Raw genomic sequence first — 20016 nt, 5'->3', positions numbered from 1 at the left:
GCGTATAATTTGGTCATTATTTACAGAAAGCGTTGCTCTTGATCCAAAACGCTCGCAACCTTTCTCCTCCTCTCAAGACCCAGGTATAACTCACAGCATGTCCAACACTGATACCAGCCCCGCCACCTTTGGCGATTTGGGACTGTCCGCCCCTATTCTTAACGCTCTGGCCGACGTTGGCTACGAAACTCCTTCGCCGATTCAGGCACGGAGTATCCCGCCACTGCTCGAGGGACGGGATCTGCTTGGCATGGCTCAAACCGGTACCGGCAAAACCGCCGCATTCGCCCTGCCCCTGCTGCAGCGTATCGATACGACCGCCACTCACCCGCAGCTGCTGATTTTGGCGCCTACGCGCGAACTGGCACTGCAGGTTGCGACGGCCTGTGAGAAATACTCCAAGCACCTGCCGGGACTGCGCACGCTGTCCATTTACGGTGGTCAGGGTTACGACAGCCAGATCCGTGGCCTGCGTCGCGGCGCCCAGGTGATTATTGGCACACCGGGCCGTGTTATGGACCACATCCGCCGCGGCACCTTGCAGCTGGATCGTCTGCAGGCACTGGTGCTGGATGAAGCCGACGAAATGCTGCGCATGGGCTTTATCGACGACGTCGAATGGGTGCTGCAGCACACGCCGTCGCAGCGTCAGATCGCCCTGTTCTCAGCCACCATGCCGCAGGCCATTCGGCACATTGCCGAGAATTACCTGCAGGAGCCGGCGGTCATCAAGATCCAGGCTCAAACTGCAACCGCCAGCACCATTCGCCAGCGCGTATGGGTTGTGCGCGGCATGAGCAAGACCCAGGCCCTGACCCGCATCCTGGAACAACACGAGCATGAAGCCGCGCTGGTATTCGTGCGCACCAAGACCGCGACCGAATCACTGGCGGACGAACTGACCCGCGCCGGCTTCCCGGCCGCCGCCCTGCACGGCGATATCGCTCAGGTACAGCGCGAGCGCATCGTCAGCAAGCTAAAAAAGGGTGAGCTGGATGTTGTCATCGCCACCGACGTGGTAGCCCGCGGCCTCGACGTCGAACGGATCAGCCACGTTATCAACTATGACATTCCGTACGACAACGAGTCTTACATTCACCGTATCGGTCGTACCGGCCGTGCCGGTCGCAACGGTGATGCTATTCTGTTTGTCGCACCGCGCGAACAGCGTCTGCTGCGCCAGCTGGAACGCACCACGCGCCAGCCGCTGGAAACGCTGAAGCTGCCGACCGCCAAGGAGATCAATGAGCTGCGTGCCGAGCGCCTGCAGAAGCAGATCCTGGCTGCTGCCGAGAAAGCAAACCTCGACGAGTACATGCCGCTGATCAACAAGCTGCAGGAGACATCCGAGCTGAGCACCGGGCAGCTGGTCGCCGCTACCATCGCGCTGATGCACAGCGACAAGCCGCTCTGGATGGACGAAAACGAGCCCGATCCCAACACTCGCCCGGCCCCGCGCGAGCGTCAGGAGCGTGGTGAACGCGGCGAGCGAGGCGAGCGCCCGCGTCGCAACCAGCGCAACGAACCGGTTGCCGCCGGCATGGAGCGTTACTGGATCGGCGTGGGCCATCTGCATGGCGTTAAGCCGGGTAACATCGTCGGCGCCATCGCCAACGAAGCCGGTATTGAAAGCCGCCAGATCGGTCGCATCAACATTGCTGACGAATTCAGCTGCGTCGATCTGCCACAGGGCCTGGAGTCAGGTCAGTTACAGACCCTGAAGCGTGCGCGCGTATGCGGTCAGCGTCTGGATATCCGCCCCTGGCAGGAAAACGGTAACGGTACCCAACGCCGCCCGCGCGGAAAAGCACCGGTACGCCGCCAGCCGCGTCACTGATGCCCATCACAGCCCTCGCATTTTGCGGGGGCTGTTTCGTTTACCCCTGCCCTACCCCGGATGCGTCAGCACCGGATGCCTGGAAAATGGATCCAGCTCACGCTCGGCCGCAGCCACCAGCGCCTGCGTCAACAACCGGATCAGTTCCGACCCCAGATTCCACACATGCCAGTACAGCGGCACCGCCAGATATTGTCCCGGCGTCATGTCAACCGCCCGCCCCTGTCGAATCATCAACTGCCCCTGCTGATCAGGTACCATGCCACAGGCCAGGCCCAAGGCTATCAGCTCGCAGAAGGCTTCGGACGACGGAATGCGGTGCCGCGGATAGCTGTGCGGGGCCAAACCGAAGAACTGCTGTAGATAGCGATTCTGCAACCGATCCTTGCGGCTGAACTCGGCAACCGGCGCGTGACGAAAGCCTTCAGCCGTGACCCCCTCGGGGAAGTAACGCGCCAGATACGCCGTACTGGCCAGGCAGCGATACGGCACCACTCCCAGCGGCACGCACTGGCAGCCCGGCATCGCACGGGGCGACGAAGTAATGCAGCCGATCACTTCACCGTCGCGCAGCAGCTGGTGCGTCACATCCTGATCATCCACCTTCAGATCCAGCAGCAACCGCTGCTCGGTCACTAGCGTCGCCACTGCGCCCGGAAACCAGGTTTCCAAGCTATCGGCATTCAGGCCCAACGCCACCCGACTAAACCCCTGAGCATCCTGTTGTGAAAGCGTTTGTAGCAACTCCTGCTCCAACAGGCTGACCTGACGGTAGTGCTTGAGTACCCGCTGACCGGCTTCAGTGGCCTGTACAGGCGTACTGCGCACAACCAGTACCTGACCAAAGCGCTCCTCCAGCTGCTTGATGCGCTGGGATACGGCCGACTGGGTGACATGCAGACGCTGAGCAGCGCGCTCGAAGCTGCACTCTTCGATAACCGCGGCCAGTGCGGCCAGTTGACGCATCTCCAGTTTCATTAATGTCTCTAATGATTGATTAAAAAGATTAGTTTTACTTACCACCGTCACGAACGCAATATACGCCCCCTTATCGACCCCTGCCGCCACGGAGGATACCCCGGCATGACCCCATTATTGACGCTGGAATGGCTGGCCTGGAGCAAAGGCCTGGCCACCTCGGCCGGCCTGATCATGGCTATCGGTGCCCAGAATGCGTTCGTCCTGACACAAAGCCTAAAGCGCGAGTTTCACTGGCCCATCGCACTGCTGTGCATGTTTTTTGATGCCGTGTTGATGACCGCCGGCGTCATCGGCCTCGGCGTTGCCTTCAGCCAGTCACCCCTGCTGCTGGAAATTGCCCGCTGGGGCGGTGCACTGTTCCTGTTCTGGTTTGGCTTGCAGGCGGCACGCCGCGCGCTGGACAGCCATGCCCTCACGACGGACAACCGCGGTGCTGCCAGCCTCAAGAGTGCCCTGCTGACGACCGCCGCCGTCACGCTGCTTAACCCCCATGCCTATATCGACACCATCGTACTGATTGGCGGCATCGGCGGTCAGTATGCGCCGGAATTGCGCATCTGGTTTGCCGTGGGCGCCGTGAGCTTTTCAGTCATCTGGTTCAGCAGCCTGTGCATCGGTGCGCGCTGGCTGGCGCCCCTGTTCCGCAAACCGGTCGCTTGGCGCATTCTGGATGGCCTGATTTGTTTGATGATGTGGAGTATTGCTGTCAGCCTGATTTTCACCCTGTAAATCCGGCACAAAAAAAGCTGCCCGATACCGGGCAGCTTGAGCGGCCAGAGAGCCCGACCATAACCATACCTGAGGGGTATGGAGCGAAGAACACCTCTTACCTGCACCAGTATAGTCAGGCCATTGGCCTTTACCGGCAGCACAGCCCTATAATGCGTGAAACTTTTTCAATTGGGAGCTGACTGGCCATGACCACTCTGGGTACACCTTTATCAGCCAGCGCCACTCGCGTGCTCATGTGCGGCGGTGGTGAACTGGGCAAGGAAGTCGTAATCGAATTGCAGCGCCTGGGCGTCGAGGTCATCGTAGTTGATCGCTATGCCAACACACCGGCCATGCAGGTTGCACACCGCGCCCATGTTATCTCCATGCTGGATGGCGATGCGCTGCGGGCGGTGATCGAGCAGGAAAAGCCGCACTACATCGTGCCCGAGATTGAAGCCATTGCGACCGACACCCTGGCCGAGCTGGAAGAGGAAGGCTTCACGGTCATCCCGACGGCACGTGCCACCCAACTCACCATGAATCGAGAAGGCATTCGCCGCCTGGCTGCCGAAGAATTGGGGCTGAACACTTCGCCCTATCGCTTCGCTGGCGACCTGGAGGAGTTCCGAGCGGCCGTTGCCGCAATCGGCATGCCCTGCGTGGTCAAGCCAATCATGAGCTCATCCGGCAAGGGCCAGAGCACCATCAGGCAAGCTGACCAAGTCGATGCAGCCTGGGAATACGCACAGGAAGGCGGCCGCGCCGGTGGCGGGCGTGTGATCGTCGAGGGCTTTGTCGAGTTCGACTATGAAATTACCCTGCTGACGGTACGCCACATCGGCGGCACCAGTTTTTGCGAGCCGATCGGGCATATTCAGGTCGATGGCGACTACCGTGAGTCATGGCAACCGCAGCTGATGTCACCGGCCGCACGCAAAGCGGCTCAGGTGATGGCCGAAAAAGTAACCCACGCGCTGGGCGGACACGGCATTTTTGGCGTTGAGCTGTTCATTCGGGGGGATGACGTGATTTTCAGCGAAGTCTCGCCTCGCCCGCACGACACCGGCATGGTGACCCTGATTTCACAGGACCTGTCCGAGTTCGCCCTGCATGCCCGTGCCATTCTCAATCTGCCCATTCCGCAGATCCGCCAGCATGGCCCTTCCGCCTCGGCCGTCATCCTGCCGACCGGCGAATCAACACAAACCTGCTTTGCTCACCTGCAGGCTGCACTGGCAGCACCGGACACCGACCTGCGCCTGTTCGGCAAGCCTGAAATTCATGGCCGCCGGCGCATGGGCGTTGCGCTGGCGCGTGGCGAGACTATAGAGGAAGCCCGTGACAAGGCGCGCACCTGTGCCCAAACCGTGAGAGTTGAACTTTAGGGCGCGACAATCAGTCGCGACTTTCGAACCAGGGCAAGCGGCCGCTGCCATCAGGGTGGCCGTATCCCGGGCAATACCCTTGGTCACGCTCTACGAACCAGGGTGCCCCCGTCAGGGTATCCGCCGACTGCGCCAACGGGATCAGCTTGTCCTGCTGCACAATGAATTCCGCTTCGGTGGAAGGGCCGTCCGGGTGACCGTAGCTGCGGAACACCTTGCGCCCGACACGCTCATACCAGGGCAACACAGCGCGCCCCGCAGGGTGGTAGGCCGTTGGAAAGAGTTTGGTGCGGTCAGTCTTAAACATGTGGCATCAAAGCATCTATGGATGAGTGTCGCCGTATAGTAACACCACTCGTCGCCTTATGGATACATCTTACTGATCAACCGTTCCTTCTGATCCCGTTTCAACCGCTTCAAGGCCCACTCGCGCTGCAAGGCTGAACGGCGATCGTGCCCGCCTTCCACCCACGCCAGCTCAACCGGGCGGCGCGCTCGGGTATAGCGCGCGCCTCTTGGGCTGCCGCCTTCACCGTTATGCTCGGCCAGGCGCCGCCGAGGGTCGGTCGTGACACCGGTATAGAGACTGCCATCGGCGCAGCGAAGCATATATACCGACCAATTGTTCACTTCCATGTCGCTCACCTGCACCACACCAATGTCGGATTCCCCTCTGTTGTCACACCCGGTACGGGCGTAGAATTCATACTCCACATAATTTTGGGGGCTCGGTAACACCGATGCAAACGCTATTACTCATGATCGCAGGGCTCGCCTTCCTGATGATCGTGCTGGAAGATGTGATTCACATCAATAAGGCGAAAACGACACTTTTCCTCGGCACTCTTGCCTGGTTATTGCTCTTTCTCTTCCCGCCACACGGCACCGACAGCCACTTCATTCAGGAAAAACTCGACGAGAACATTCTCGAAATCGCCAGTCTATGGCTATTTCTCATGGCTGCCATGACGTTCGTGGCCTTCCTGAACCACCAGGGACTGATCGAGACACTCATCTACAAGGTCTTGCCCAAACGGCTCAGCGAGCGCAGGCTCATGTTTCTGGTTGCTGGTTTTGCCTTCTTCTTCTCCTCCCTCTCCGACAATATCACCGCTACCCTGATCTCCATCGCGCTGGTGCTGTCGCTGAAAATGGAAGCGAAGAAAACGGTCCGCTTTGCCGTACTGGTCGTATTTGCAGTGAACTCGGGCGGGGTAGCGCTGATCACCGGCGATGTCACCACCCTGATGATCTTCATGCAGCAGAAAGTAATGATTGATGACCTGCTGTGGCTGAGTCTGCCGGCCTTGGCCAGCGTCATGCTATTGGCCACACTGCTGGCACGCCCTCTGCAAGGCGAGGTGGTAATCAGCCCCAGCCCGCGTCGGGACGACAAGGTGGGCATGATGATCGCATTCATCTTCCTGCTGACCATCATCTCGACCATCATTCTCAACGTGATCGCGTCGGTACCGCCGCTGCTGACCTTCCTGTTCGGGCTGTCGATCATGTTCCTGATTGGACGACTGTGCTACAAGGACGATGAACGGGAAAGCCTGCTGGACTATATTCGGGTCATCGAGTTTGACACCCTGCTGTTCTTCCTGGGCATTCTACTGCTGGTGGGCATGATGAAGGAGATCGGCGTGCTGGACTCGCTGGTACGCGTCTACGAGGTGCTGCCCACCACCGGGGCCAACTTTGTCATGGGCCTGCTGTCGTCGCTCGTGGATAACGTGCCACTGACAGCCGCACTGCTCAAGTCCGATATCAGCATGGATGCCGCCAGCTGGCTGACCCTGACCTACGCGGTTGGCGTGGGTGGCTCACTGCTGGTGATCGGCTCTGCTGCCGGCATTGTTGCCATGAGCAAAGTGGAAGCCATCACCTTCATCAGCTTCATGCGCTACTCGGCCGTGATTCTGGTGGCCTATAGCGTCGGCTTTGCCGGCAGCTATGTGGTCGGCCACCTGCTGCACTGAGCCTCAGGCGCTCGTCGGTGCCAGACTCACCGGCGAGCGCTCCTGCCCAAACCAGGACAGCTGCGACTGGAGGGCCACAACTTCGCCCACTATGATCAGCGAGGGGGCCGGCAACTGAGCTTCAGCCTGCAGCTGCGGCAAGGTCGCCAGGGTACCGACCAGTACCTGCTGGTCCTGTGCCGTCCCGCGCGATACGATAGCCGCCGGCGTATCCGCCGGTTTGCCATGCGCCAGTAGCCCGGCACACAAATGCTCCAGCGTATGCAGCCCCATATAGAACACGATGGTCTGGTTGGGGTGGGCCAGTTCGGCGTAGTTAAGTTCAGTGGTGCGATTTTTCAGCTGACCGGTGACGAACTTCACCGACTGGGCATAGTCACGGTGCGTCAGCGGAATGCCGGCATAGGTTGAGCAAGCACTGGCCGCCGTGATACCCGGCACCACCTGAAAGGGAATGCCCGCCCGCTTCAGTTCAGCCAACTCTTCGCCACCGCGTCCGAAAATGAAAGGGTCGCCGCCTTTCAAGCGCACCACCCGCTTACCCAAGCGCGCATGATCAATCAGCAGCTGGTTGATGCCGTCCTGGGGCACGGCATGGTTGTCACGCTGCTTGCCCACAAAGATCAGGTCCGCATCACGGCGACACAAATCCAGCACGTCCGGCGACACCAGTCGATCATAAAGCACGACGTCGGCCTGCTGCATCAGTCGCAGCGCCTTGAAGGTCAGCAGCTCAGGATCCCCCGGGCCGGCACCGACCAGGTAAACCTCGCCTGTCTGATGTGAGGCATTGCCGGCCTTGATCTGTTCTTCCAGCAGGGATTCAGCTTCCGCTTCCTGACCGGCAAATACGCGCTCGGCCACTTGCCCCTGCAGTACGGACTCCCAGAAGATGCGACGCTCGTTCACGGTGCCGAAGCGCGCCTTAACCTTGTCACGCAGGCGCCCGACCAGCTGCCCAAGACGGCTATAACCCGTCGGAATCCAAGTTTCCAGCTTGGCCCTCAGCAAGCGTGCCAGCACCGGTGACTGACCACCGGAACTGATGCCGATCACGATGGGCGAACGGTCAACAATCGCCGGGAAGACAAAGGTACACAGCTTGGGATTGTCAACGACATTAACCGGCACGTTGCGGTCGACGGCATCGTAATGTACACGCTCATTGAGCGCATCATCATCCGTCGCAGCCAGTACCAGCACCTTACTGTCGATCAGTTCGGGATGATACTCACCGATGATGATCCGCCCCTGATGCTGCTCCAGCATCTCGCGTAGCTCTGGCAATACGGCATGGGCAACCAGGGTGATGTGTGCACCGGCCCGTGTCAGCAGCCGGGCCTTGCGCAGAGCGATATCACCGCCCCCCACCATCAGCACGGGGCGTTGTTTAAGATCGAAGAAAAGCGGCAGGTAATCCATCGTGTCGGCTCCGGGACGGTACAACTTGATACCGACCCACTATAGCCGCTTTTATGGTAATAAAAAATATATTATTGATAACTATTAGGTATATTAGTTATCACTTTTGTAATGGGAAGCGACCTTCCAAAAAGGCAACAATATCACTGGATTCGTACATCCACTCGCTGTGACCATCAGCATGATCAATACGCAGGCAAGGCACCTTCATGCGGCCACCCCCCTGGATCAGGTCCTGACGGTGATGATCATCTTCTCGCACATCACGCAATTCGATTGGCAAGTTTAGGCGGCGCATGGCACGACGCACCTTCACGCAGAATGGACAGGTGGGCAACTGGTACAGCGCATAACCTTCAATCGCCTCCTCGACCTGCTGCTGTGCCTGCGGGCTACGCTTGCCGCGGCGTGGCAGTGTCAGATAATGAAGGCCCATGACGATAAGACCCAGCACCCAGCGAACAGCTTTCATGGTGGCTTCAGCTCCTGTTCAAGAATAATCGCGCAGTGTACTACAATGATCAGGATCAAAAAACTGAGCAGCGGCCCCGGATGCCTGTCGGCCACTGCCGGTTACATGATATGGTTAACCGCATATCCAGAACCCACGAAGTTTCATGCACAGGGACTTCTTTCGTGAGCAAGAAAATGCCGATGGGCCACGCCGTGAATCAGGAATCCAACACCTGCTGCTTTCAGTTCAAGAGTACTCGCGCAGCGCTCAACGAACTGATTCTGAGCACCAGCGATACCGAGCAGCTGCAACCGCAGCTGGCCGCACACGCCGCCAAGGTTCCGATGCTGTTCAGCAACATGCCGGTTGTGCTTAACCTACAGCAACTGACCAGCGCCCCCACTCTGGTGGAGTTGCAGGCGCTGATCCGGCTGTGCCGGGAGCTGGCGCTGGTCCCCGTCGGCCTGAAGGCTGACCCAGAAACCTCTGCCGAGCTGTGCAATGTGACTCAGCTGGCCGACTTCAGCCACCAGCGCAGGCCCGTTCGTGATATGGAGGCGGCCCCCGAACCGGTTGCAGCCGAACCGCCTGCAGCGCCTGAACAGCCGTCGGCACCGGCTGCCAAGGTTATCACCACACCGGTACGCTCGGGCCAACAAGTCTATGCGCGCGGAACCGATCTGGTAATTCTCGCTCCGGTCAGTGCCGGCGCCGAAGTCATGGCCGATGGCCATATCCATGTTTATGGTCCCTTGCGTGGCCGCGCCATGGCCGGTGTCAACGGTGACACTGAAGCACGCATTTTCTGCCAGAGTATGGAAGCCGAGCTGATCTCCATCGCCGGCTACTTTAAGACCAGTGAAGATCTGCATGCCGAGTGCTGGCAGCAGCCGATACAGGCATTGCTCCGTGGCTCACGACTGGATACAGTTTCACTTTAATCTAACCGCTTCTTCAGATTTGATGGATACACATGCATGGCTGAAATTATCGTAGTCACTTCCGGCAAGGGGGGTGTGGGCAAAACCACCAGCAGCGCCGCGATCGGTACCGGGCTCGCCCTGAAAGGATTCAAAACCGTTTTGATCGATTTTGACGTCGGCCTGCGCAACCTGGACCTGATCATGGGCTGTGAACGCCGTGTTGTCTATGATTTCGTCAATGTCATCAACAAGGAAGCGACGCTCAACCAGGCGCTGATCCGTGACAAGCGTACCGAAAACCTGTATATCCTCCCGGCCTCACAGACACGTGACAAGGATGCCTTGAGTATCGAAGGTGTAGAAGCGGTGCTGAACGAGCTTGGCGAGAGTTTTGATTACATTGTCTGCGATTCCCCGGCCGGCATCGAAAAAGGTGCCCATCTGGCGCTCTATTTTGCCGACACAGCCATCGTGGTAACCAACCCGGAAGTCAGCTCGGTACGTGACTCAGACCGCATTCTGGGTGTACTGCAAAGCAAATCCCGCAAGGCCGAACAAGGCGAGACCGTCAAGGAGCACCTGCTGCTGACCCGCTATAACCCGAGCCGCGTCGATGCTGGTGAAATGCTCAGTGTTGAAGACGTCAAGGAGATTCTGGCCATCCCGTTGCTGGGTGTTATTCCCGAATCAGAAGCGGTTCTCAAGGCCTCCAACCAGGGTGTGCCGGTCATCATGGATAGCGACAGCGATGCCGGTCAGGCCTATGATGATGCCATTGCCCGCTTCATGGGTGAAGATCGCGAGCATCGCTTCCTTAACGTCGAGCGTAAAGGCTTCCTGAGTCGAGTATTTGGACGGAAAGGCTAATGGGTATTCTGAGTTATTTTCGCCCCAAACAGCAGACGTCAGCGAGCGTCGCCAAGGAGCGCCTGCAGGTCCTGGTGGCTTACGAACGCAATCAGCGCACCCAGCCCGAATATCTGCCCCAGATGCAGCAGGAGATTCTGGCTGTTATCGCCAAGTATGTCGACGTATGCACCGATGACATCCAAATCAACCTGGATGAAGACTGCTCCATTCTCGAACTGAACGTCACGTTGCCTGACAAAAGCTGAGCCCCCCAAAGATTTCCCCGAGAGGCTGCTTCTGGCCTCTCTCCTTCCTGCCAAGACGCCAACCCTCTCTCACCACTCCAACGGCCGTTAACGGGCCATCAGGCAAAAAGTAAAATAAAGCTTTGACTCACTCGGCAAATAGTATATTCTGAACAGGCTTAAGAGTAACACAAGCATTTATGCACCATTTCGACGTCCTGCCTAGTAGTTAGTACCTCGTTCTGTATCCATAAGTACCAACATTACCTCAAGCACTACTCGAACCTCAGGCAATGATGCCAGGGTTCAAAAACATTACTTAGATCGAGATTATTATTATGTCTACTACTACCGGCACAGTTAAATGGTTCAACGAAACTAAAGGCTTCGGTTTCATCGCTCAGGAAAACGGCCCGGACGTTTTTGCTCACTTCAGCGCTATTTCCGGCAGCGGTTTCAAGACCCTGGAAGAAGGCCAGAAGGTTGAGTTCACCGTGACTCAGGGCCAGAAAGGTCCTCAGGCAGAGAACATCGTCGCTATCTAAACCCCGGGTTTAGTCAGCTGACAAGAAAACGGGCCCCTGCGGCCCGTTTTTTTATGCCCCATTTCATCGCCTCACAGCTTTTTCTCCCAAAACAGCGCCACCCCGGTTTCCGGATCAAGCTCATAACCGGCAAAGCCGAAACGCTGATAAGACGCTTTCGCTGCCTCATTACCGCTTAAGACTTCCAGCGTGACCTTGCAGCATCCTCTTTCGCGAGCAATGGTTTCCACCCTCTCCAGCATTCTGTGACTCAGACCAACACCCCGATAGGGTTTCAATACCACAACGTCGTGTATATTGATGATCGGCTTGCAGGCAAACGTCGAAAACGCCTGGAAGCAATTCACCAACCCGGCCGGCTGCTCATCCACATATGCCAGCACGGAAAAGGCATTGGGCACGCGTGCCAGCGCATCCACCAAGCCAGTCTGCACCCGAGGGTCCAGCCCTTTGCCACCGCCCATGGGGTCTTGTGCATACTCGTTCAGCAGCATCGGAATATCATCCGCATGCCGCAGGTTGGCATAATCAGCCCGTACGATTTCAATATTCATCGGTAATGTTTTATCCCTTTGCGTGTATTCACTCAAAACGCGTGTATGTCCGTCAGTGCTGTATACCTGAACGCGCCACCGGGGCATTTCAACGTGTGATAAGAACGAGACACACCGACTGCACCGCCCTCTTCATGCCTCTCACACCTCTCGCCCGGCTCAACCCACGGCCGCACTCAGCACGCCCGATACGGCTGGCGGCAACGTAAACGGGCATGATATTCAGGCCTTGCCCAGTGCCGCAGTCGCCTGGAGACGGCATCTACCCATACATTCAACAGAGCAGTAACCGCGATCAGCAGGAAGGCGCGATCATAGCGCAGCTCTTCAAATGCGGAATCGACATAGAATCCCAGCGTGGTAATACCCAAGATGCCCAGAATCGCACTCTCGCGCAAAATGACTTCCCAGCGGTAGAACAGCAATGCCAGCAGCGCAGGGAAGCGCCGTGGCGTTTCGATATAGGCATATCGCAACAGCCCGCGCGGATCGTCCGGGCGCTGTCGGCTCGCCTGCTGCTCGGCATCACTGGCATTTGCGATCAGAAACGCGATCAGGCCCCCGTTATGCAACGCTAGCGCCAGCACAGCCGGAAGCCCCGACGGGCCGCACAGCAGCATGAACACGAAGGCCAACACCATCTCCGGTATCGAGCGCAGCACCAACAGCAGAAAACGGCCCGGCCAGCGCAACAACGGCCCGGCCAGCGCATACGTGGCCAGCGGGTAGACCAGTAGCGCAACGCCGGCTGTCAGCACCAGGGCCAATTGAGTCAGCAACAGCGTTTGCAGCAGCCCCGGCCACACCTGCTCGCTCAACATGCGGCCGTACCAGTCCAACGTACCGACCAGATCCCCCGTCCGCAGGGTGGCCGGCCAGATATCCTCACTGACAAATTGCCAGAAATAGCCGCCGTTGCTGAAGCCGATAGTGTCCGGCAACAGCCAGGCGGCCACCGGCAGATAGACCGGCAGCAGCCAGGGACGCAGCCAGAAACGGGTGGTGGCTATCAAGACCAGGAAGGCCCACAACAAGGTACCGGCCTCTGCATACTGTCCTTGCTTGAAGGCGGTTTCCAGGTGAAACCCAAGTGTCGGCAGCCCGATAAAACCGAGGATCGCACTGGAGCGCAGCGCACATTCAAAGCGGTAGCGGGTATAACTCAGCAGCGCCGGCAATGCCTGGGGGATCAGGGTATAGGCGTAACGCTTGCCGATGGCCAGCCCGGGCGCCAGCGTCAACGCCGGATCGCGGGCCTGCTGCTCGAAAATTTCGGCAAACACCTTGGCAAACATGCCGGCAAAGGGCACCAACAGGGCCAGCAGCCCGGTAGTGGCGCTCAGCCCGTACAGCTGCATGAAGATAAGCCCCCAAAACAGCTCATGCACTGAACGTATCGTCGCACAGAAAACGCGCACCAGACGCCAGTGAAACAGCATGGCCAATATCAGGCCCGCCGGAGCGGAAATCACCACCGCCAGCAGCGCGAAGGCCACCGTCTGCCCCACCGCCTCAAGCAGTATCCGAGGCTCATCCCAGGCGGGCAACAGCAAGCCATGCCCGATGCGTCCCAGCTCCTGCCAGGGGTCCACCGGGTACAGCGCCAGATCGGCCCAGGGCAGCGCCAGCAGGGCGCCCACCAACAACAACAGGCAGACACGATTCATGGCGCCCACGCTGGACGGCGCACGCACCAGCGACTTCATGGCCGACTCATCAGCCAGGGATCGGCGGCATCCGGCTGGCGTGCGGATTCCAGCGGCTCATCCTGCCGGTACCAGGCATTCAGGGCGGCTTCCGACAACGCGGATGCCGCGCAATCACAGCTGATTCGCCCGTCTCGCATGACGATGATGCGATCGAAATGCTGCAGCGCCAGCCGACGGTCATGCAGGCTAACAACCGCCGTCTCATGGCGCTCCAGCAGCAGCTCCAGCAGCAGCCCGGCCTGCAGCGGATCCAGTGCCGATACAGGCTCATCCCCCAGAAAAACCGGCTGCTGACGATACAGGGCACGCCCAATGGCAACACGCTGACGCTGGCCGCCCGAGAGCCGGTCCACCGACTGCCAGAGTTTGTCCGTCAGACCCAATGATTCTACCAGCGCCGCGATTGCTTTCCGGTGTGACGGCAAGGGCCGCAGCAGATTCCACAACGCAGGCAGTGTACCAACCCGCGCCAGCCCGCCCATGAACACGTTCTGGTACACCGACAGCATATCTACCAGGCCACCAGATTGCGGCTGCAGTGCGACTTGCTCAGGTTGCTGGTCGTGCAGAATATGCAACAGCGTGGTCTTGCCGGCACCGGACGGCCCCAGCAAGGCCACCTTCTCGCCACGACGAATCTGCAGGCTGATGTTGTCCAGCACCCGGTGGTCGCCATACGCCAGGGAGTGCCCCGAAAGCCGAAATACAACCGGCAGCCCACTCATGAGTGTTCAGTCATCCAGCAGGCCGATCGCTTTGGCTGTCGCCTCGATGGGCGCGTAGTCGTCATTGTCGGCCGGTACAAACGCTTGGCGCGGGAAGCTGGACAACAGCTCGGGATCCTTCATCTCCAGCAGCGCCGCGCGCACCCGCTCCTTGAAGCCGGCACCGAAATGCGCGTCGACATCGCCCCGCACGGTCCACTGGTAGTCCGGGTAGGTCGGTGTGGTCCAGATCACCCTGACCTTGTCGGCATCCACCCTGCCCTCTGCCAGCTCCTTTTCCCAGACGGCAAAGTTGACCGCACCCACCTGGTAGGCACCGGCCTGCACCTGTGCAATGGTCCGACTGTGGTCGCCGGAAAAACCGACCCGGTCGAAGATGTCCTCGGGGGCGGCCCTGAAATGCTCACGCAAATAGAATTCCGGCATCAGGCGGCCCGATGTGGACCCCTTGGAGCCGAAGGTGAACGTCTTGCCCTTGAGGGCATCGCTCAAACTCTCCGTCGGTGTCAGGCCGGTGTCGGCGTGCGCAATCAGGTAACTCTTGAAAAACTGATCCTCATAGCCCTGCGCCAGCGCTTCGGAGCCCGGCACCAGCCGCCGCGCCTGTACGCCCGACAAGCCGCCGAACCAGGCCAGCTGTACCTGGTTGTTGCGAAACGCCGTGATCGCCGCCGCATAGGACTTCACCGGGATATACCTAACCTCGACCCCCAGCGTCTCAGTCAGATAATCGGCCACCTTGCCGAAACGCTGCTGCAGGCGTGATTCGTCCGCATCCGGGATGGCCGTGAACACAAAGGTTTCGGCTTGGGCCAGTGCCGGCAGTACCAGCAGCGCCAGCACCATCAAGCGACGTATCAGCGTTGTCGTATCCCGGATGATCAAGGACTTACTCATTCGGCGCAGCCAATTGCTTGAAATGCAGAGCATGAAGAAAAACCGCCTCCAGAGCTTACCCAAAGCCCTGCACCGCTCTATCAAAGCGCTGCTACGTTCGCTGGAAACTCAAATCAAGACGATCACCAAACAGATCGATGAAGCTGTTGTGCAGGTCAAGCATTGGCGTATCAAAACCGAGATCCTGACCAGTGTACTGGGGGGCGGCAAAGTCCTCGCGTACACCCTGCTCAGCGAGCTTCCAGAGCTCGGCAAACGCAACTCGACGCGCTCGTCGGTGTCGCACCCATGAACCGTGATAGCGGCTCCTGGAATGGCAAACGGCGCATCCATGGAGGCCGTCACCGCATAGGCACCGTTATGTTCATGGCGATGCTGTCATCCATCCAATGTAACCCCGTTTTCAAACGCTTCTACGAGCATCTAAAAGCCCAAGGCAAACGGCCAAAGTCGCCATCATCGCTTGCATGCGAAAGCTCATTGTGGTGCTGAATACCATGCTCAAGAATGAGACACGATGGGGCGAAAATATTGCGTAAGTATTTAACTAGACACCACAGTCACTTGTGTCTGCCGGCACCCAAGCCATTACCCTGAATGCTATCGTGTTTGTCAAAACCAAATGTCTGGATCAAGCCGTTGGTGACTTGTCCGGCTACTGCAAGGCCCATACCCCCCAAACTGCCCATTGTACTGACGACTCGGGAAGTCTCTGCGCTGCTTTGTGAGCTGAACGGTATTCACTACTTGATGGCGGCGATGCTGTACGGCTCGGGCCTGCGGCGTATCGAGCTGGTAAGGCTTAGAGTCAGGGATATAGACTTTGATTACCGACAGGTTCGGGTGGTCAACGGAAAGGGTGGCAAGCACAGGTTGGTAACGCTGGCGGAAGAGCTTCTGCCCTTGCTGAATGAGCAAATCAGGAAGGTCGACAACTTCCTGCTGCAAGACCTGAGAACAGCCGGTTATGCCGGCGTGTGGCTGCCTGATGCGCTTGCTCGCAAGTATCCCAATGCGCCGTTCGAGTCTGGCTGGCATTATCTCTTCCCTGCTTCCCGCCTGAGTATTGACTCCGCCGGCAAAGTCCTGCGCCGGCACCATTACAATGAGAGTAACCTGAACAAACGGGTAAAAAAAGCGGCGCGGGATGCAAATATCCGTAAACCGGTATCCTGTCACACCTTACGGCACTCCTTTGCTACACACCTGCTGCAATCGGGCGTGGATATTCGGACGGTACCGCAACAGCTCGGCCACGCCGATGTCAAGACCACCGAGATCTATACGCACGTGTTGCAACGGGGAGTCCAGGGCGTCAGAAGTCCGTTAAGTACCCTGTAAGCGCCTTGTTTGTCTGGCTCTGCCCGTTCGACCCGGCTGTGACTGCCCTACCCGTGCCCACCAACCTGCTAAGCTGTGAACAGCGTCTCGTTCCTTAAGCAGGAGAAAAGTAATGAGCTATCAACATATTCTTGTCGCTGTGGACCTGTCTGACGCGAGCAAAGCTCTGATCGATAAAGCCATCGAACAAGCCAAGTCGGCCAATAGCCGGCTTTCAATCGTGTATGTTGAAACGGACCACATCAGGGAAGACCCAAAAGAAGAACAGCGAATACAGGCGCAGCTACAAACACTTGCCAACGAGTCTGGCTATCCCGTAGCGGAGACACTGTCGGTCATCGGGGATTTGCATATGAAGGTGGCCGGTTTGGTCGAGACCAGTGGTATTGATCTTGTCGTATGTGGCCACCACCATACCCTGATCAGCCGCCTCTTCAGTTCCGTTCCCAAACTCGTCAACCATGTGAAGGCCGACTTGCTGATCGTCAATCTCGATGAATAACGGCCTGCTGTAAACGCAAAAACCCGCACACGGCGGGTTTTCAAGACAACGACAGTGCCGAGATTACAGCTGCGTATGCAGCCCGCACTCACGCGTTTCAAGCGCCTTGGTCGGGTCGAAATAGTCGTGTTCGTTGGGCAGATCATGCGCGGCCAGGTAGGCGTCCATATCCGCTTCGCTCCAGTTGAACAGCGGTGCCACCTTGATGATGCCGTCCTTGCTGGCAGACACGATATCCAGTGACTGGCGGAATTCGGTCTGATCCTTGCGGATCGCGTTCAGCCAGAGGTCCGGCTTGAGCTCGGCCAGCGCGCGCTGGAACGGCTCCAGTTTTACCTGACGGGTAAACTCGTCATGCTGAGGATCATCCACGTCCGGGATGCCGCCCATCAGCACGTTGCGGCGTGCGGCACTCATCTCGGGGATATAGGTAACGATGTTCAGGTTCAGGTCCTTGATCAGCTTTTCCGCGAAGCGGTACGTGGCTGACGTGTTGTAACCGGAATCCACCCACAGCACCTGGATGTCAGGCTTGGCCTGTACGGCCATGTGCAGTATCACCGACTCGTAGGGACGAAAGTTGGTCGTCACCAGCGGCTGGTTGCTGTTGGCGACCGCCCAGGCAACGATTTCCTGCGGGGTCTTGCCCGCCAGTTCGGCGTTGGCAGCGGCCAGATCGATGCTCATTCCTGTTCTCCTTGTCAGCTTTGCGGGTAGGCCGGGCGGGTTACGGATGCGCCACCCTGGTAGCGAACGCTCATTTCGTCGAAGGCGTTCAGCACTTCCGGCGCGTAGCGGTCTTCCGGTACCAGCAGGGCATCGAAGCCGCAGCGCTCCAAGTGCGCCAGACGGTCACGGGTGACATCACCCACGGCCCGCAACTGGCCTTTGTAACCGGCACGGCGCAGCAAACGCGCAATGCTGAAGCCACGGCCATCGGTAAAGGCCGGGAATTCCACGGCGATCAGCTCAACCTGACCGTTCAGGGCCAGCACCTGCTCCAGATCGTCGTCGCCGTTGACCTGTACGCCGATGTCACGACCCGCCAGAGCCTCACGGTTTTCCAGCCACTGCGCCAACGGCAGAATGATGGCGCCGTCAGCGGGAATCGCTTGGTCTTCTGCCAGAGTGACCCACGTGTCTTCAGTGACCGGGGTACGATTAATGATCAGCGGCATATACGGCCTCCTTGAACGGCTGAACTCCGACACGACGCACCACATCCAGGAAGCTTTCCGCTTCGGATTCGCGCTGATCGATGTACGCGAGCAAAATCTTTTCGATGGTGTTGGCGACGTCATCCGCCGCGATGGCCTTGCCCAGCACCTTGCCCAGGGACGCGTCCGCTTCGGATGAGCCACCAAGCGTGAACTGATACCAGTCCTCGCCTTTCTTGTCGACGCCGAGAATACCAATGTGGCCCACGTGATGATGCGCACAGGCGTTGATGCAGCCGGACATATTCAGGCGCACTTCGCCGATGTCGTGCAGGTAATCCACGTTTTCGAACTTTTCGTTGATCTGGTCGGCGATATTCAGTGTCTTGGCGTTGGCCAGGCCACAGAAATCGAAGCCCGGGCAGACGATCATGTCGGTCAGAGTGCCGATGTTCGGGCGTGCCAGATTGTTGGCATTGAGGATCTTCCACACCTCGAGCAGGTCGCCCTGCTTAACGTCGGCCAGTACCAGGTTCTGGTGATGGGTGGCACGAATCTCGCCAAACGAGAAACGATCGGCGAGATCGGCTACAGCATCCATCTGCAGATCGGTGATGTCGCCTGGCGCTTGCAGGTGTGGCTTGAGCGATACCACTACAATACGATAGCCCGGCACCTTGTGCTCAACGGTGTTGCGCTCGAACCAGATGCGGAAGTCATCATTCTGAGCCAGTTGCGCATCCAGCGTGTTGTTGACCGCATCGGCCGCGTAGGCCGGCGGTGCAAACTGAGCCTTCACCTGGTCAATCTCGTCCTGTGACAGGCGCAGGTCGGATTCACGGATCTCGGCCCATTCGGCTTCCACCTGCTCGCGGAAGGCATCGATGCCCATGGCATTGACCAGGATCTTGATGCGCGCCTTGTACTTGTTGTCACGACGACCGTTGAGATTGTACACGCGAATGATCGCTTCGAGGTACGACAACAGATCCTGGGGTGCCAGGAAGGGTCGAATCTGCTTGCCGATGATCGGCGTACGGCCCAGACCGCCACCCACCAGCACTTCAAAACCGATTTCACCCTGTTCGTTCTTCACCAGATGCAGACCGATATCATGCACCTGAGACGCGGCACGGTCTTCCGGGCCACCGGTCACGGCAATCTTAAACTTGCGCGGCAGGTAGGCGAATTCCGGGTGCAGCGTGGACCACTGACGGATAATTTCACACCAGGGACGCGGATCTTCCAATTCACTGGCGATCACGCCGGCATAAGGGTCTGTGGTGGTGTTGCGGATACAGTTGCCAGACGTCTGGATGGCGTGCATCTGCACTTCGGCCAGCTCGGCCAGGATATCCGGCACTTCTTCCAGCTTGGGCCAGTTGTACTGAATGTTGGTACGCGTGGTGAAGTGGCCATACCCCTTGTCGTAGGTACGGGCGATATGGGCCATCTTGCGCAGCTGCGTGGACGACATCAGGCCGTAGGGGATAGCCACGCGCAGCATCGGCGCCTGACGCTGGATATAGAGGCCATTCATCAGGCGCAGGGCACGGAACTCTTCATCCGGCAGCTCGCCAGCCAGAAAACGCCGGGTCTGGTCGCGGTACTGCGCCACCCGTTCGTCAACCAGCTTCTGGTCCACTTCGGTGTACTGGTACATGTCAGGTCAACCTTGTTATTAAGCGTCATTAAAACAGGCTGACATGCTACCCACCCTCTTTTATAACGTAAAATACTAATTAATAATTTTGTTATTCTATTTTAGAATTTTAGACCTTAGTGGCGTCCGCA

General features: G+C 58.4%; 24 protein-coding genes. 12 read left to right on the top strand and 12 right to left on the bottom strand.

The window, feature by feature from the left end; all coding sequences use genetic code 11:
• Positions 1-97: 97 nt before the first annotated feature.
• A complete protein-coding gene (locus KTN04_RS05645; RefSeq protein WP_217334238.1) occupies positions 98-1837 on the top strand; it encodes a DEAD/DEAH box helicase in 1740 nt (579 codons plus the stop codon).
• 51 nt (positions 1838-1888) lie between these two features.
• Here KTN04_RS05645 and KTN04_RS05640 read toward each other — a convergent pair whose 3' ends face one another.
• On the bottom strand, positions 1889-2815 hold the full coding sequence (locus KTN04_RS05640; RefSeq protein ID WP_217334237.1) for a LysR family transcriptional regulator ArgP: 927 nt from the start codon (positions 2813-2815) through the stop codon (positions 1889-1891).
• Between the two features lie 105 nt (positions 2816-2920).
• On the opposite strand from KTN04_RS05640, the gene KTN04_RS05635 reads away from it, so the two are divergent.
• Together KTN04_RS05635 and purT are read left to right on the top strand one after the other, a co-directional pair.
• The gene (locus KTN04_RS05635; RefSeq protein ID WP_217334236.1) at positions 2921-3547 is read left to right on the top strand and encodes a LysE/ArgO family amino acid transporter; all 627 of its coding nucleotides are present in this window, start codon (positions 2921-2923) and stop codon (positions 3545-3547) included.
• 188 nt (positions 3548-3735) lie between these two features.
• A complete protein-coding gene (gene purT / locus KTN04_RS05630) occupies positions 3736-4917 on the top strand; it encodes a formate-dependent phosphoribosylglycinamide formyltransferase (protein WP_217334235.1) in 1182 nt (393 codons plus the stop codon).
• Positions 4918-4927: 10 nt separating this feature from the next.
• Here the strand turns inward: purT and KTN04_RS05625 are convergent, their stop codons facing one another.
• Together KTN04_RS05625 and KTN04_RS05620 are read right to left on the bottom strand one after the other, a co-directional pair.
• Complete coding sequence (locus tag KTN04_RS05625; protein ID WP_217334234.1) at positions 4928-5224, bottom strand: hypothetical protein; 297 nt, start codon at positions 5222-5224, stop codon at positions 4928-4930.
• A 56-nt stretch (positions 5225-5280) separates the two neighbouring features.
• Positions 5281-5553 (bottom strand): GIY-YIG nuclease family protein, encoded by a 273-nt coding sequence (locus tag KTN04_RS05620; protein ID WP_254262389.1) that lies wholly within the window; start codon positions 5551-5553, stop codon positions 5281-5283.
• 104 nt (positions 5554-5657) lie between these two features.
• Here KTN04_RS05620 and nhaD point away from each other — a divergent pair, with 104 nt between their 5' ends.
• Positions 5658-6899, top strand: a complete 1242-nt coding sequence (gene nhaD / locus KTN04_RS05615) for a sodium:proton antiporter NhaD (protein ID WP_217334233.1) — start codon at positions 5658-5660, stop codon at positions 6897-6899.
• Positions 6900-6902: 3 nt separating this feature from the next.
• Here the strand turns inward: nhaD and cysG are convergent, their stop codons facing one another.
• Both cysG and KTN04_RS05605 read right to left on the bottom strand, forming a co-directional pair.
• Positions 6903-8321 carry a siroheme synthase CysG gene (gene cysG, locus KTN04_RS05610; protein WP_217334232.1) on the bottom strand — a complete coding sequence of 473 codons (1419 nt, stop codon included), beginning with the start codon at positions 8319-8321 and terminating at the stop codon, positions 6903-6905.
• A gap of 100 nt (positions 8322-8421) precedes the next feature.
• Positions 8422-8793, bottom strand: coding sequence for a glutaredoxin family protein (locus tag KTN04_RS05605; protein WP_217334231.1), 372 nt, complete (start codon positions 8791-8793; stop codon positions 8422-8424).
• A 164-nt stretch (positions 8794-8957) separates the two neighbouring features.
• Between KTN04_RS05605 and minC the strand changes: the two genes are divergently transcribed.
• From minC to cspE, 4 genes are all read left to right on the top strand, one after another.
• Positions 8958-9716: a septum site-determining protein MinC gene (gene minC, locus KTN04_RS05600; RefSeq protein WP_217334230.1), complete on the top strand. Its 759-nt coding sequence runs from the start codon at positions 8958-8960 to the stop codon at positions 9714-9716.
• A gap of 36 nt (positions 9717-9752) precedes the next feature.
• Entirely contained in the window at positions 9753-10565 is an 813-nt protein-coding gene (minD, locus tag KTN04_RS05595) for a septum site-determining protein MinD (protein WP_217334229.1), read from the top strand.
• Entirely contained in the window at positions 10565-10813 is a 249-nt protein-coding gene (gene minE / locus KTN04_RS05590) for a cell division topological specificity factor MinE (RefSeq protein ID WP_217334228.1), read from the top strand. Before minD ends, minE begins: the two co-directional genes overlap by 1 nt.
• A gap of 317 nt (positions 10814-11130) precedes the next feature.
• Positions 11131-11337 carry a transcription antiterminator/RNA stability regulator CspE gene (gene cspE, locus KTN04_RS05585; RefSeq protein WP_217334227.1) on the top strand — a complete coding sequence of 69 codons (207 nt, stop codon included), beginning with the start codon at positions 11131-11133 and terminating at the stop codon, positions 11335-11337.
• A 71-nt stretch (positions 11338-11408) separates the two neighbouring features.
• On the opposite strand, the gene KTN04_RS05580 is transcribed toward cspE, so the two are convergent.
• The 4 genes from KTN04_RS05580 to KTN04_RS05565 form a co-directional block, all read right to left on the bottom strand.
• Positions 11409-11891: a GNAT family N-acetyltransferase gene (locus tag KTN04_RS05580; RefSeq protein WP_217334226.1), complete on the bottom strand. Its 483-nt coding sequence runs from the start codon at positions 11889-11891 to the stop codon at positions 11409-11411.
• 176 nt (positions 11892-12067) lie between these two features.
• A complete protein-coding gene (locus KTN04_RS05575) occupies positions 12068-13597 on the bottom strand; it encodes a PhnE/PtxC family ABC transporter permease (RefSeq protein ID WP_217334225.1) in 1530 nt (509 codons plus the stop codon).
• Entirely contained in the window at positions 13594-14325 is a 732-nt protein-coding gene (locus KTN04_RS05570) for an ATP-binding cassette domain-containing protein (RefSeq protein ID WP_217334224.1), read from the bottom strand. The genes KTN04_RS05575 and KTN04_RS05570 overlap by 4 nt, the downstream gene beginning before the upstream one ends.
• A 6-nt stretch (positions 14326-14331) precedes the next feature.
• Positions 14332-15171, bottom strand: coding sequence for a putative selenate ABC transporter substrate-binding protein (locus KTN04_RS05565; RefSeq protein WP_217334278.1), 840 nt, complete (start codon positions 15169-15171; stop codon positions 14332-14334).
• A gap of 31 nt (positions 15172-15202) precedes the next feature.
• On the opposite strand from KTN04_RS05565, the gene KTN04_RS05560 reads away from it, so the two are divergent.
• The 4 genes from KTN04_RS05560 to KTN04_RS05545 all read left to right on the top strand — a co-directional run bounded on the left by KTN04_RS05560 (position 15203) and on the right by KTN04_RS05545 (position 17065).
• Entirely contained in the window at positions 15203-15514 is a 312-nt protein-coding gene (locus KTN04_RS05560; protein ID WP_217334223.1) for a hypothetical protein, read from the top strand.
• On the top strand, positions 15511-15714 hold the full coding sequence (locus KTN04_RS17375) for a transposase (RefSeq protein WP_217334222.1): 204 nt from the start codon (positions 15511-15513) through the stop codon (positions 15712-15714). The genes KTN04_RS05560 and KTN04_RS17375 overlap by 4 nt, the downstream gene beginning before the upstream one ends.
• A gap of 105 nt (positions 15715-15819) precedes the next feature.
• Complete coding sequence (locus KTN04_RS05550) at positions 15820-16563, top strand: integron integrase (RefSeq protein ID WP_217334221.1); 744 nt, start codon at positions 15820-15822, stop codon at positions 16561-16563.
• Positions 16564-16675: 112 nt separating this feature from the next.
• Positions 16676-17065 (top strand): universal stress protein, encoded by a 390-nt coding sequence (locus tag KTN04_RS05545; protein WP_217334220.1) that lies wholly within the window; start codon positions 16676-16678, stop codon positions 17063-17065.
• A gap of 63 nt (positions 17066-17128) precedes the next feature.
• Here the strand turns inward: KTN04_RS05545 and KTN04_RS05540 are convergent, their stop codons facing one another.
• The 3 genes from KTN04_RS05540 to KTN04_RS05530 are packed head-to-tail and all read right to left on the bottom strand — an operon-like array spanning position 17129 to position 19885.
• Positions 17129-17752, bottom strand: coding sequence for a phosphoadenosine phosphosulfate reductase domain-containing protein (locus KTN04_RS05540; protein WP_217334219.1), 624 nt, complete (start codon positions 17750-17752; stop codon positions 17129-17131).
• 14 nt (positions 17753-17766) lie between these two features.
• Positions 17767-18243: a DUF934 domain-containing protein gene (locus KTN04_RS05535; protein WP_217334218.1), complete on the bottom strand. Its 477-nt coding sequence runs from the start codon at positions 18241-18243 to the stop codon at positions 17767-17769.
• A complete protein-coding gene (locus KTN04_RS05530; protein WP_217334217.1) occupies positions 18227-19885 on the bottom strand; it encodes a nitrite/sulfite reductase in 1659 nt (552 codons plus the stop codon). The genes KTN04_RS05535 and KTN04_RS05530 overlap by 17 nt, the downstream gene beginning before the upstream one ends.
• Positions 19886-20016 lie beyond the last annotated feature (131 nt).

The organism is Marinobacterium weihaiense, assembly GCF_019061305.1.
GTDB lineage: Bacteria > Pseudomonadota > Gammaproteobacteria > Pseudomonadales > Balneatricaceae > Marinobacterium > Marinobacterium weihaiense.
Note: the sequence above shows the minus strand (reverse complement) of the source record. Positions and strands in the feature narration are given on the sequence as shown.

Bases quoted from the DNA above. Each gene is read 5' to 3' on its own strand.
- KTN04_RS05575 (WP_217334225.1), bottom strand. From the start codon at position 13,597: ATGAAGTCGCTGGTGCGTGCGCCGTCCAGCGTGGGCGCCATGAATCGT.
- minD (WP_217334229.1), top strand. From the start codon at position 9,753: ATGGCTGAAATTATCGTAGTCACTTCCGGCAAGGGGGGTGTGGGCAAA.
- nhaD (WP_217334233.1), top strand. From the start codon at position 5,658: ATGCAAACGCTATTACTCATGATCGCAGGGCTCGCCTTCCTGATGATC.
- KTN04_RS05605 (WP_217334231.1), bottom strand. From the start codon at position 8,793: ATGAAAGCTGTTCGCTGGGTGCTGGGTCTTATCGTCATGGGCCTTCAT.
- purT (WP_217334235.1), top strand. From the start codon at position 3,736: ATGACCACTCTGGGTACACCTTTATCAGCCAGCGCCACTCGCGTGCTC.
- KTN04_RS05580 (WP_217334226.1), bottom strand. From the start codon at position 11,891: ATGAATATTGAAATCGTACGGGCTGATTATGCCAACCTGCGGCATGCG.
- KTN04_RS05625 (WP_217334234.1), bottom strand. From the start codon at position 5,224: ATGTTTAAGACTGACCGCACCAAACTCTTTCCAACGGCCTACCACCCT.
- KTN04_RS05565 (WP_217334278.1), bottom strand. From the start codon at position 15,171: ATGGTGCTGGCGCTGCTGGTACTGCCGGCACTGGCCCAAGCCGAAACC.
- minE (WP_217334228.1), top strand. From the start codon at position 10,565: ATGGGTATTCTGAGTTATTTTCGCCCCAAACAGCAGACGTCAGCGAGC.
- KTN04_RS05620 (WP_254262389.1), bottom strand. From the start codon at position 5,553: ATGGAAGTGAACAATTGGTCGGTATATATGCTTCGCTGCGCCGATGGC.
- KTN04_RS05570 (WP_217334224.1), bottom strand. From the start codon at position 14,325: ATGAGTGGGCTGCCGGTTGTATTTCGGCTTTCGGGGCACTCCCTGGCG.
- KTN04_RS05640 (WP_217334237.1), bottom strand. From the start codon at position 2,815: ATGAAACTGGAGATGCGTCAACTGGCCGCACTGGCCGCGGTTATCGAA.
- KTN04_RS05535 (WP_217334218.1), bottom strand. From the start codon at position 18,243: ATGCCGCTGATCATTAATCGTACCCCGGTCACTGAAGACACGTGGGTC.
- KTN04_RS05530 (WP_217334217.1), bottom strand. From the start codon at position 19,885: ATGTACCAGTACACCGAAGTGGACCAGAAGCTGGTTGACGAACGGGTG.
- KTN04_RS17375 (WP_217334222.1), top strand. From the start codon at position 15,511: ATGAACCGTGATAGCGGCTCCTGGAATGGCAAACGGCGCATCCATGGA.
- KTN04_RS05560 (WP_217334223.1), top strand. From the start codon at position 15,203: ATGATCAAGGACTTACTCATTCGGCGCAGCCAATTGCTTGAAATGCAG.
- KTN04_RS05540 (WP_217334219.1), bottom strand. From the start codon at position 17,752: ATGAGCATCGATCTGGCCGCTGCCAACGCCGAACTGGCGGGCAAGACC.
- KTN04_RS05645 (WP_217334238.1), top strand. From the start codon at position 98: ATGTCCAACACTGATACCAGCCCCGCCACCTTTGGCGATTTGGGACTG.
- KTN04_RS05545 (WP_217334220.1), top strand. From the start codon at position 16,676: ATGAGCTATCAACATATTCTTGTCGCTGTGGACCTGTCTGACGCGAGC.
- cspE (WP_217334227.1), top strand. From the start codon at position 11,131: ATGTCTACTACTACCGGCACAGTTAAATGGTTCAACGAAACTAAAGGC.
- cysG (WP_217334232.1), bottom strand. From the start codon at position 8,321: ATGGATTACCTGCCGCTTTTCTTCGATCTTAAACAACGCCCCGTGCTG.
- KTN04_RS05550 (WP_217334221.1), top strand. From the start codon at position 15,820: ATGCTATCGTGTTTGTCAAAACCAAATGTCTGGATCAAGCCGTTGGTG.
- KTN04_RS05635 (WP_217334236.1), top strand. From the start codon at position 2,921: ATGACCCCATTATTGACGCTGGAATGGCTGGCCTGGAGCAAAGGCCTG.